The sequence below is a fragment of the Streptosporangium sp. NPDC048886 genome (genome assembly GCF_055586905.1).
This window is the reverse complement of sequence record NZ_JBVJHH010000004.1, coordinates 297454-308000: the sequence shown is the minus strand read 5'-3', so window position 1 is coordinate 308000 and position 10547 is coordinate 297454. Positions and strand designations below refer to the sequence as shown.

Sequence of the window (10547 nt, the reverse complement as noted above, 5' to 3'; positions counted from 1 at the left end):
CCCGGCATGCCCGCGGCGGCCGACGTGACGGCGTGCCCGCGTTCGGTGAGCGCCCGGGTCAGCGCGGACCGCACCTGGGCGTCGTCCTCGACGAGGAGCACCTGTGCCACACCAACACGCTAACCTTTTCCCCAATCGGCCGGCTGCGTTGACCACGTCGTGAGGCTCGCTTGGCGGGCCGTTGACGGCGCTGGTGAGACGTTTGTTCGGTGAACAGGCAGGCCCTGCTCGGCCTGGGGGGCTGGCTCGCCGCAGCCGCCCTCACCACGGTGGCCAGCACCTGGGCGGTGTCGCTGATCGGCGTCCACATCACCGGCCAGGTCGTCCAGCCCATGACGTTCAGCGAGGTCGAGCGGACCCTGGTCAGCGCGGCCGGCAGCCCCGTCCTGGCCTCGCCCGCCGCTCCCGCCCCGCCCGGCCGGGCCATGGCGACCAGGGAGTTCTCCTACGGCCAGGGGGCCGTCGTCACCGCCTGCGACGCGGGCCGGGCCGTCCTGCTGTCGTGGAGCCCCGCCCAGGGCTACGGCGTCGACAGGGTCGAGCGGGGCCCCGCGTCCGCCGTCTCGGTCGAGTTCACCTCCGGCGGCGAGAGCACGACGATCCGCGTCACCTGCCCGGCCGGCGCGCCGGCGGCGACGACCTGGTCCACCACCGCCGACTGAGGTCTCCCGGGCCGCCCGCGGACCGGGCTCCGGGCGCGCGGCGGAGCTCAGGTCTCCTCGGCGAACCGTTCGGTCCGGTCGGTCTCGCCCGCCACGAGCAGGATGTCGCCGCCGTTGACGACCGTGCCCGAGGTGGCGTAGGTGAACCTGCCGCCGGGCTTCTTGATCCCGACCACGGTCACCCCGTACTTCTTGCGGATGCCCAGCTCGCCCAGGGACTTGCCGTCCGCCCACTGGGGAGCCTTGGTCTTGACCAGGGCGTAGTCCTCGTCGACCTCCACGTAGTCGAGCATCCGGCCGGTGACCAGGTGCGCCACCCGCTCGCCCATGTCGTGCTCGGGCTGCACCACGTGGTGGGCGCCGACCCGCCCCAGGATCCGGCTGTGCTGCAGGTTGATCGACTTCGCCCAGATGTCGGGCACGCCGAGGTCGGCCAGGATGGAGGTGGTCAGGATGCTCGCCTCGATGTCGTTGCCGATGCCGACCACCGCCCGGCCGAACTCGGCGATCCCCAGCTGGGTGAGCGCGTCGGGGTCGGTGGAGTCGGCGCAGACCACGTGGGTGAGCTGCCCGGAGAACTCCTGGACGTTCTTGGGGTCGCTGTCGACCCCCAGCACCTCGACGTCGCGGCCCGCCAGCTCCACCGCCAGCGCACCGCCGAACCGGCCCAGGCCGATCACCACGACCGCGTCGCCGCGGTTCTTCTTGTCAACCAACGAGGGGACGCTCCTCCGGATAGCGGAACCGACGGGTCTGGACGTGCAGCGCCAGCGCGGCGCCGAGGGTCACCGGGCCGAGCCGGCCGATGAACATCAGGGTCGTCAGGACCAGATGCCCGCTGGTGCCGACATCAGGGGTGATCCCCGTGGACAGGCCGACCGTGCCGAACGCGGAGACCACCTCGAACAGTACGCGGTCGAGCTTGAAGGGGGTGAGCATCATCATGACGAACGTGCCGGCGGCGACCGAGGCCACGCTGAGCAGGGCTATGGTCAGCGCCTGCCGCTGGAGCTGCTCGGGGACGCGGCGGCGCCCGGCCGTGACATCGGGCTCGCCGCGGAGCTCGGCCAGGATGACGTAGGCGAGCAGCGCGAACGTCGTCACCTTGATGCCGCCGCCGGTGCTCGCGCTGCCCGCGCCGATGAACATCAGCACGTCGCTGATCAGCCAGGTGTTCTCGTGCATCTGGGAGACGTCGACGGAGTTCAGGCCGCCGCTGCGGGTCATGGCGCTGTGGAAGAACCCGGCCATGACACGCAGGCCGGGGGAGAGCGCGCCCAGCGTGCCGGGGTTGCTCCACTCGGTCGCGGTGACGGCCAGGGTCCCGCCGGCCAGCAGGACGGCGGTCATCCCCAGAGTGATCTTCGCGTGCAGCGACCAGCGCGACGGGCGGCGCCAGTTCTGCCGGAGCACGGCGTAGACCGGGAAGCCGAGGCCCCCGGCGACCACCGTCAGCGCCAGCGGGAGGCAGATCCACGGGTCGGTGACGAACCGCATCATGCTGTCGGGCCAGAGCGCGAACCCGGCGTTGGTGAACGCCGAGACCGCGTGGAAGATCCCGTAGTACACGGCGCGGCCGAACGGCTCGCCGTACCCGGTGACGAAACGGGCGGACAGGATCACGGCGGTCAGCGTCTCGACCACCAGCGTGACCTTGGCGACGCCCGCGATCACCCGGCGCACGTCGCCCGGCCCCAGCGTCTTGGTCTCGGCCTGGGTGTTGAGCCGGGCGCGCAGGCCGATCCTGCCGGAGACGACCAGCGCGAGGATCGAGGCGAGCGACATGATCCCGAAGCCGCCGATCTGCATCAGCACCAGGATCACCAGCTCGCCGAAGAGCGTCCAGTGCGCCGCCGTGTCCTGCACGGCGAGTCCGGTGACGCAGACCGCCGAGGTCGCGGTGAACAGGGCGGAGGTCCACGTCCCCGCCCGCTCCTGCTCGACGGCGATGGGCAGCGACAGCAGCGCCGCGCCGCTGAGGACCACCGCGAGGAAGGCAGCCACGACGACCCGCGAGGGCGTGTTGATCTGCCGGACCAGGTTCTTCACAGAGGGTGAGAATACGCTCATGTCGCACCTGCGGGCGTAGCCTGAGGTAGTGCTGAGGCGGACGATCGAGGCGTCGGAGGTGCAGTCGCCCGGGCAGTTGACGGAGCTGCTCGACCGGGAGGCTTACCTCGCCGACGAAGGGCTGGCCACGGCGGCGTTCCTCGCGCTGCGGATGGGCCGGCCGCTGCTGCTCGAAGGGGAGGCCGGCGTCGGCAAGACCGAGCTGGCCAGGACGCTGGCCGCGGTGCTGGGGGCGCCGCTGATCCGGCTGCAGTGCTACGAGGGGCTCGACGGTCCCCAGGTGCTCTACGACTGGGACTTCGCCCGCCAGCTCCTGCACCTGAAGGCCGCCGAGGCCGGCGGGGTGACCGACGCCGCCCGGCTGGAGGTGGAGGTCTACGACCGGCGGTTCCTGATCGCCCGGCCGCTGCTCAAGGCGGTCGAGACCCAGCCCAGCGTGCTGCTCATCGACGAGATAGACCGGGCCGACGTCGAGTTCGAGGCGATCCTGCTGGAGGTGCTCTCGGACTTCGCGATCTCCATCCCGGAGCTCGGCACGGTCCGCGCCGAGCGGCCGCCGGTGGTGGTGCTGACCTCCAACCGCACCCGCGAGGTGCACGACGCGCTGAAGCGGCGCTGTCTCTACCACTGGCTGGAGCACCCTTCCTTCGACCGGGAGGTGGCGATTCTGCTGCGGCGCCTGCCCGCCTGCTCCGAGACCCTCGCCGAGCAGGTCGCCAAGGCGGCCGTACGGCTGCGCGGGGCCGGGCTGGTCAAGCCGCCCGGGATAGCCGAGACCATCGACTGGACCGAGGCCCTGCTGACCCTGGGCGCCCGGGAGCTGGACCCCGACCTGGCCGCGGCCACTCTGGGCGCCCTGCTCAAGCACCGGGAGGACCACGAGACCGTGCTCGGGAACGGGGTCTTCGGTGACCTCCGCCGCTGACGGCCCCGGCCGGCCGCAGGACGCCCCGGCCGTCGCCGCGGCGGCCCGGGACCCGGCGGGCCCCTGCGCCGAGACGGCCTCCGGGGACCCGGCGGCCTCCGGCGGCGCGGGGACGGCCCGGGACCTGGTCGCCGTCATGACCGGGTTCGCCAGGACGCTGCGCGCCGCGGGGGTCCCCGCCGACCACGAGAGGACCCAGGGCCTGCTGCGCGCGCTGTCGCACCTGGACGCCGCCGAGCCGCGCGACGTCTACTGGGCGGGCCGGTTCACCCTGTGCGCCTCGGCCGACGACCTGCCCCGCTACGACCGGGTCTTCCACGCCTACTTCGGCGGGCTGCGCGCGGGCCGCCCGAGACCGGCCGCGGTCACCGTCACCCGGCACACCGCCACCATGTCCGGCGGAGCGGGCGGCGGCGACGACAGTCCCGCCCCGGTGGCCAGCGCGAGCGCGGCGGAGGTGCTGCGCAACCGGGACGTGGCCAAGCTGACCGGGGCGGAGCTGGCGGAGGTGCACCGGCTGCTCGCCCTGTTCCGGGTGGGGCGTGAGCAGCGCAGGTCGCGGCGGCTGCGGCCGTCGCACCGGGGGCGGCTGGACAGCAGGGCGACGATCCGCGAGACCCTGCGGCGCGGCGGGGAGACCGCCAGGCTCCGCTACCGCTCGCACCGGACCAGGCCCCGCAGGGCCGTGCTGCTGGTGGACGTCAGCGGCTCCATGACCCCCTACGCCGACACGCTGCTCCGCCTGGCCCACGCGCTGGTCAGGTGCGAGCCGCGGGCCACCGAGGTGTTCAGCGCCGGCACCCGGCTCACCCGGCTCACCGCCGAGCTGCGCCACCGCGACCCGGCCACCGCGATGGACGCCGTCTCGCGCGCCATCCCCGACTGGAGCGGCGGCACTCGGCTGGGTGAGGAGCTCAGGAAGTTCCTGACGCTGAACGACGCCAGGGGAGCGGTGGTGGTGATCGCCTCCGACGGATGGGAGCGCGGCGACGTCTCGCTCCTCGGCGCGGAGATGGCCCGGCTGGCGCGGATGGCGCACCGGGTGATCTGGGTCAACCCCCACAAGGGGCAGGAGGGCTACCGCCCGCTCACCGCGGGGATGCGCGCGGCCCTGCCGCACATCGACGACTTCGTGGCCGGGCACAGCCTGGCCGCCTTCGAGGAACTGGCCGCCCTGCTGGGAGGGACGCATGCGTGACGTGCTGTCGCAGATCGTACGGTGGTGGGAGTCCGGGCGGACCTTCGGACTGGCCACCGTGGTGGACACCTTCCGCAGCGCGCCACGGCCGCCGGGCGCGTCCATGGCCGTGCTGGGGGAGGAGGCGGAGGGCAGCGTCTCGGGCGGCTGCGTCGAGGGGGCCGTCTACGAGCTGGCCCGGGAGGTGGTCGCCACCGGCACGCCGGTGCTGCAGCGGTACGGCGTGAGCGACGACGACGCCTTCTCGGCCGGTCTGACCTGCGGCGGCATCCTCGACGTGTTCGTCGAACCGGTCTCGCGCGAGACCTTCCCCGAGCTGGGGGCGGTCGCCACGTCGATGCGGGAGCGCGAGCCGGTGGCGGTGGCGACCGTGCTGGCCGGGCCGGGCGCGGTCGGCGCCCGCAGGGTGGTCTGGCCGGACCGCTCCGCCGGCTCACTGGGCGTGGCCCGGCTGGACGAGGCGGTGGACGACGACGCGCGGGGCATGCTCGCGCAGGGGCTCACCGGGGTCCGCCGGTACGGCTCGCACGGCGAGCGGCGGCTCGACGAGCTCTCGGTCTTCGTGCACTCCTTCGCCCCGCCGCCCCGGATGCTGGTCTTCGGCGCGATCGACTTCGCCGCCGCGGTGGCCCGGATCGGCAAGTTCCTCGGCTACCACGTGGTCGTGTGCGACGCCCGCCCGGTCTTCGCCACGGCCAAGCGCTTCCCGGAGGCCGACGAGGTGATCGTCAAGTGGCCGCACGACTATTTGACCTCGACCACCGTGGACGAGCGGACCGCGATCTGCGTGCTCACCCACGACCCCCGCTTCGACGTCCCGCTGCTGGAGGTGGCCCTGCGCACCCCGGCGGGCTACGTCGGCGCGATGGGCTCGCGCCGCACCCACGAGGACCGGCTGGCCCGGCTGCGCGAGGCGGGCCTGGAGGAGGCCGAGCTGAAACGGCTCCGCTCGCCGATCGGGCTGGACCTGGGCGCGCGGACGCCGGAGGAGACCGCGGTCTCCATCGCCGCCGAGCTGATCCAGCTCCGCTGGGGCGGTTCGGGACAGCCCCTCACCGACGGCTCCGGCCGGATCCACGGTGACGGGCCGCAGGCGTGATCACGCGGGGGGAGGCCGCCGCGCGGGCGCCGGTCGCGGGGCTGCTGCTGGCGGCCGGCTCGGGCTCGCGGCTCGGCACGCCGAAGGCGCTGGTGGAGTTCGGCGGGGAGCGGCTGGTGGACCGCGGGATCCGGCTGCTCCACGACGGCGGCTGCCATCCCGTGGTCGTCGTGCTCGGGGCCGCCACCACGCAGGTGCGCGGGGCGGTGGCCGTACGGAATCCGGAGTGGCGCTCGGGGATGGGCTCCTCGCTGCGCGTGGGCCTGGGCGCGCTCCCCGGTGACGTGCGGCACGTGGTGATCGCCCTGGTGGACCAGCCGTTCGTCGGCCCGGGGGCGGTGCGGCGGCTGATCCGGGCCGCCCGGGACGGCGCCTCGGTCGCCGTCGCCACCTACGGCGGGGCGCCGAGAAACCCGGTGCTGATCGCCAGGGAGCACTTCGCGGAGGTCGCCGCGCTCGCCACCGGCGACGTCGGCGCCCGGCCGTTCCTGCGGGCGCACCCCGAGCTGGTCGTCGGCGTGCCCTGCGACGACGCCGGCGACCCGGCCGACATCGACACCCCGGCGGACCTGTCCGCGCTGCGCGCGGCGCGGCGCCCGTCGCGGGCGCCCTGAGCTCTCAGGGGCGCGGCAGGGCCGCGCCGCGTGGCGGATGCTCGCCCAGGCGCAGTGAGGCGACGGCGGCGCGGTGGTCGCTGCCGGCGGCCCGCTCGACACCGGCGCTGGTGGCGGTGAGGCCCCGGTAGAGGATGTGGTCGGGGCGGGTGACCGGGAAGGACGCCGGCCAGGTGAAGCCGAAGCCGGAGCCGGCCTCCTGCTGGGCGTCCGACAGCGGGGGCACCAGCCCGGCCCGCTTGCGGTCGGTGGTGGCGGTGTTGAGGTCGCCGAGCAGGAGCAGGTGCTCGCTGTCGTCCCTTTCGACGATCCTGCGGGCCCGGGTGAGGGTCTCGTCGCGCTGGGCCGTCATGCCGGGGCGGGCCGAGGCCAGGTGCATGACGTAGACGGTCAGCTCCCCCTTGGGGGTCTTGACCACGGCCCGCAGCGCCCGCACCCAGTCGAGGCCGATGTCCGCCTTGCGGGCCTCGACGATCGGGAAGCGGCTCCACAGGCCGACCGTGCTGATCTGGTAGTGGTGCGGGAAGCGGGCGCTGAGCGCCTTGGCGGCCGGGCCGCCGCCGGTCAGCTCCTGCGCGGCGACCAGGTCCCGGCCCTTGGCGAGGGCCCGTACGGCCTGTCCCGAGGAGGCGTTGGTCACCCCCACGTTGAGCGTGGCCACCGACAGGTCGCTCGGCCCGCCCGGTGGGGTGCGCAGCACCGTGGGGCCGAACATGACCCCCCACACGGCGGCCGGGAGCAGCGCCGCGACGATCACCTGCCACGAGCGGGTGAACAGCGCCCCGACCAGCAGGACCGGTACGGCGGCGCCGAGCCAGGGGAGCAGGCTCTCCAGCACGGGCGTGAACCCGCCCAGCTCCGGCAGGAGCCGGTGGCCGCCGAGGAGCAGGGCCAGCGCCCCCGCCACCACGATGATCGATCGTCTCAGCACACCACGCCCCCTCGTCCGGCACCGGGAGCTTCCCCTGCCCCGAGATGCGTACGCTACCGGCCCCGCGCCGGGGGTGCGGGGCTTGGTGCTTCGGCGGTGAGTCGATAGCCTTCTCCCCGGAGAGAAACGGAACATCATTCGGTTTCGTCGGCGCGGAAGGACGGTCTCGGGATGCGTATCGGTATGGCCCTGAACTATTCGGGGGGCTTCAAGGAGACGGTGGCCGCGCTGGCCGACTACGAGAAGGCGGGTCTCGACATCGTCTTCGTCGCCGAGGCCTACAGCTTCGACGCGGTCAGCCAGATGGGCTACATCGCGGCCAAGACGGAGCGCCTGCAGATCGCCTCCGGCATCCTGCCGATCTACTCCCGCACGCCCACCCTGCTTGCCATGACCGCCGCCGGCATGGACTACGTCTCCGACGGCCGCTTCACCCTCGGCCTGGGCGCCTCGGGCCCCCAGGTCGTCGAGGGCTTCCATGGCGTGCCGTACACCGCCCCGCTGGGCCGCACCCGCGAGGTCGTCGAGATCTGCCGCCAGGTCTGGAGGCGTGAGCGCCTGACCTACGAGGGCAAGCACTACACCGTCCCGCTCCCCGCGGACCGGGGCACCGGCCTGGGCAAGCCCCTGAAGATCATCAATCACCCCGTCCGCGACCGCATCCCCATCGTGATCGCCGCCATCGGTCCCAAGAACGTGGAGCTCTCCGCGGAGCTGGCCGAGGGTTGGGAGCCGATCTTCTACATGCCGGAGAAGGCCGCCGCCGTCTGGGGCGCCTCGCTGGCCGCGGGCAAGGCCAGGCGCGACCCGGCCCTGGGGGAGCTGGACGTCATCGCCCAGGCGCCGCTGGCCATCGGCGACGACGTGTCGGACTGGCTGGAGCTGGGCCGCCCGATGGCCGCCCTCTACATCGGCGGCATGGGCGCCAAGGGCAAGAACTTCTACAACGACCTCGCCCGCCGCTACGGCTACGAGAAGGAGGCCGAGCAGATCCAGAACCTCTATCTCGACGGCAAGAAGGACGAGGCCGCCGCGCTCGTCCCGCAGGAGCTGCTGGAGAAGATGTCCCTGATCGGCTCCGAGGGCCACGTCCGCGAGCGCCTCCAGGCGATGAGGGAGTCGGGTGTCACCACCGTCAACGTCGCCCCGCTCGGCCGCACGCACGAGGAGCGGGTCCGGCTCATCGAGAAGGTGAGGGATCTGGCGTCCTGACGCCTCCCCGCGCGGGGGTCCCGGCTCGGCCGGGGCCCCCGCCGTCTTTCCGGCCGTGGCCTCCCGCCGGACCGGCCGGTCTCGAACGGGACTCCCTTCCATTTGAAGTGTGATGTGCATCACACTTCAAATCGGAATGTACGCATCAGACGATGATGTTGTACTCCGCCGTGAGGTTCTTCCCGGTGATCGTGTGGCTTGTCGAGCGGCTCCACGTCGACCTGTGCCGTCTCAGCAGCCAGCTCTGTCGCTGAACACCGCTCCCGTCTCCCCTTTCCTCACTCCGCATGCCCGTGTCCGCTCCGGCATGCCCTTCTACGGAGTCTCCGTTCATGAAGAGGTTCTCTTTCTCCCTGCAGTTGCTGCTGGGACTGGTGGTCGGCATAGCCCTCGGGTTCGTCGCCCGCGCCGGTGACGTCACCTGGCTCACCGCCACGCTGACCGAGGTCGGCAAGATCTTCGTCCAGCTCCTCAAACTCGCGGTCCCGCCGCTGGTCTTCACCGCGGTCGTCGTCAGCGTGGCCAACCTGCGCAACGTCAACGGAGCCGCCAGGCTCGCGGGCAAGACGCTGCTGTGGTTCCTGGTCACCTCGCTGATCGCCGTGGTCTTCGGCATCGGGCTCGGGCTGGTCCTCAACCCCGGGCAGGGCGTCAACATCGCCACCGAGGGCGCCAAGGCCGTGGACCTGGAAGGCGCCGGCACCTGGGTCGACTTCCTGACCGGCATCGTCCCGACCAACATCGTCACCGCCTTCACCGAGCTCAACGTCCTCCAGATCGTCTTCCTGGGAGTCGTCCTCGGCGCCGCCGCCATGGCTGTCGGGGAGAAGGCGGAGCCGTTCCTCGACTTCAGCCGCTCGGTCCTCGAGCTGGTCCAGAAGGCCCTGTGGTGGGTCATCCGGCTGGCCCCGATCGGCACGGCCGGTCTCATCGGCAAGTCCGTGGCCAGCTACGGCTGGGACCTGCTCGCCCCGCTCGCCAAGCTCAGCGCGGGCGTCTACATCGGCTGCCTGCTGGTGCTCCTGGTGAGCTACCCGCTGCTGCTGGCCTTCGTCGGCAAGGTCAACCCGATCACCTTCTACCGCAACGCCTGGCCCGCCATCGAGCTGGCCTTCGTCTCCCGCTCCTCGGTCGGGACGATGCCGCTCACCCAGCGCGTCACCACCGACCGCCTGGGCGTGGACCGCGACTACGCCTCCTTCGCGGTGCCGTTCGGCGCCACCACCAAGATGGACGGCTGCGCCGCGATCTACCCGGCGCTCGCCGCGATCTTCGTGGCCCAGGTGTTCGACATCCAGCTCGGGGTCGGCCAGTACCTGCTGATCGCGTTCGTCTCCGTGGTCGGCTCCGCCGCCACCGCCGGTCTCACCGGCGCGATCGTGATGCTCACCCTGACCCTGAGCACGCTCGGCCTGCCCCTGGAGGGCGTCGGCCTGCTGCTGGCCATCGACCCGATCCTCGACATGATCCGCACCGCCACCAACGTGGCCGGGCAGCTCGTGGTGCCGGTCCTCGTGGCCCGCTCGGAGGGGAGGCTGGACGAGAGCGTCTTCAACGCCCCGCCGCAGCCGCTGGACGAGGCGCCGGCCGCGGCGGGGCTGCGGGGCCCCGAGCCGGTCCCGGCCTGAGCCGTCCGCCGCCGGGCGCCGGACGGCGCCCGGCCGCGGACCGGTCCCGGCCTGAGCCGTCCGCCGCCGGGCGCCGGACGGCGCCCGGCCGCGGACCGTTCCCGCCCGCCGCCCTCACGAGGACGGCCGGCCCGGCACGCGGCCGGGCGCAACGTGGACACCCCGCCGGCCGCCTCCACGGGGGCGGCCGGCTCCGGGGGAGGTGGCG

Annotated in this window: 11 protein-coding genes; 8 read left to right on the top strand and 3 right to left on the bottom strand. The window is 73.0% G+C overall.

Translation table 11 applies throughout. The features are described 5' to 3' along the window. The first annotated feature begins 209 nt into the window (after positions 1–209). Positions 210–662 (top strand): hypothetical protein, encoded by a 453-nt coding sequence (locus ACZ6R6_RS07130; RefSeq protein WP_470090870.1) that lies wholly within the window; start codon positions 210–212, stop codon positions 660–662. 47 nt (positions 663–709) lie between these two features. On the opposite strand, the gene ACZ6R6_RS07125 is transcribed toward ACZ6R6_RS07130, so the two are convergent. Both ACZ6R6_RS07125 and ACZ6R6_RS07120 read right to left on the bottom strand, forming a co-directional pair. After that, on the bottom strand, positions 710–1378 hold the full coding sequence (locus ACZ6R6_RS07125) for a potassium channel family protein (protein ID WP_470090869.1): 669 nt from the start codon (positions 1376–1378) through the stop codon (positions 710–712). Next, entirely contained in the window at positions 1371–2711 is a 1341-nt protein-coding gene (locus ACZ6R6_RS07120) for a TrkH family potassium uptake protein (RefSeq protein WP_470090867.1), read from the bottom strand. The genes ACZ6R6_RS07125 and ACZ6R6_RS07120 overlap by 8 nt, the downstream gene beginning before the upstream one ends. Before the next feature lie 49 nt (positions 2712–2760). Between ACZ6R6_RS07120 and ACZ6R6_RS07115 the strand changes: the two genes are divergently transcribed. Genes ACZ6R6_RS07115 through ACZ6R6_RS07100 form a run of 4 tightly spaced genes read left to right on the top strand, consistent with a single transcriptional unit; the run spans position 2761 to position 6568 of the window. Then, entirely contained in the window at positions 2761–3657 is an 897-nt protein-coding gene (locus ACZ6R6_RS07115) for an AAA family ATPase (protein WP_470090866.1), read from the top strand. Continuing rightward, entirely contained in the window at positions 3641–4855 is a 1215-nt protein-coding gene (locus ACZ6R6_RS07110) for a vWA domain-containing protein (RefSeq protein ID WP_470090865.1), read from the top strand. Before ACZ6R6_RS07115 ends, ACZ6R6_RS07110 begins: the two co-directional genes overlap by 17 nt. Beyond that, positions 4848–5954, top strand: coding sequence for an XdhC family protein (locus ACZ6R6_RS07105; RefSeq protein WP_470090864.1), 1107 nt, complete (start codon positions 4848–4850; stop codon positions 5952–5954). Before ACZ6R6_RS07110 ends, ACZ6R6_RS07105 begins: the two co-directional genes overlap by 8 nt. Next, positions 5951–6568: a nucleotidyltransferase family protein gene (locus ACZ6R6_RS07100; protein WP_470090863.1), complete on the top strand. Its 618-nt coding sequence runs from the start codon at positions 5951–5953 to the stop codon at positions 6566–6568. The genes ACZ6R6_RS07105 and ACZ6R6_RS07100 overlap by 4 nt, the downstream gene beginning before the upstream one ends. A gap of 4 nt (positions 6569–6572) precedes the next feature. Here ACZ6R6_RS07100 and ACZ6R6_RS07095 read toward each other — a convergent pair whose 3' ends face one another. After that, complete coding sequence (locus ACZ6R6_RS07095) at positions 6573–7499, bottom strand: endonuclease/exonuclease/phosphatase family protein (RefSeq protein ID WP_470090862.1); 927 nt, start codon at positions 7497–7499, stop codon at positions 6573–6575. 171 nt (positions 7500–7670) lie between these two features. Here ACZ6R6_RS07095 and ACZ6R6_RS07090 point away from each other — a divergent pair, with 171 nt between their 5' ends. The 3 genes from ACZ6R6_RS07090 (at position 7671) to ACZ6R6_RS07080 (ending at position 10339) form a co-directional block, all read left to right on the top strand. After that, positions 7671–8711, top strand: a complete 1041-nt coding sequence (locus tag ACZ6R6_RS07090) for an LLM class F420-dependent oxidoreductase (RefSeq protein ID WP_470090861.1) — start codon at positions 7671–7673, stop codon at positions 8709–8711. 152 nt (positions 8712–8863) lie between these two features. After that, positions 8864–8965: a putative leader peptide gene (locus ACZ6R6_RS07085; RefSeq protein ID WP_370879592.1), complete on the top strand. Its 102-nt coding sequence runs from the start codon at positions 8864–8866 to the stop codon at positions 8963–8965. A 78-nt stretch (positions 8966–9043) separates the two neighbouring features. After that, positions 9044–10339 carry a dicarboxylate/amino acid:cation symporter gene (locus ACZ6R6_RS07080; protein WP_470090860.1) on the top strand — a complete coding sequence of 432 codons (1296 nt, stop codon included), beginning with the start codon at positions 9044–9046 and terminating at the stop codon, positions 10337–10339. Positions 10340–10547 lie beyond the last annotated feature (208 nt).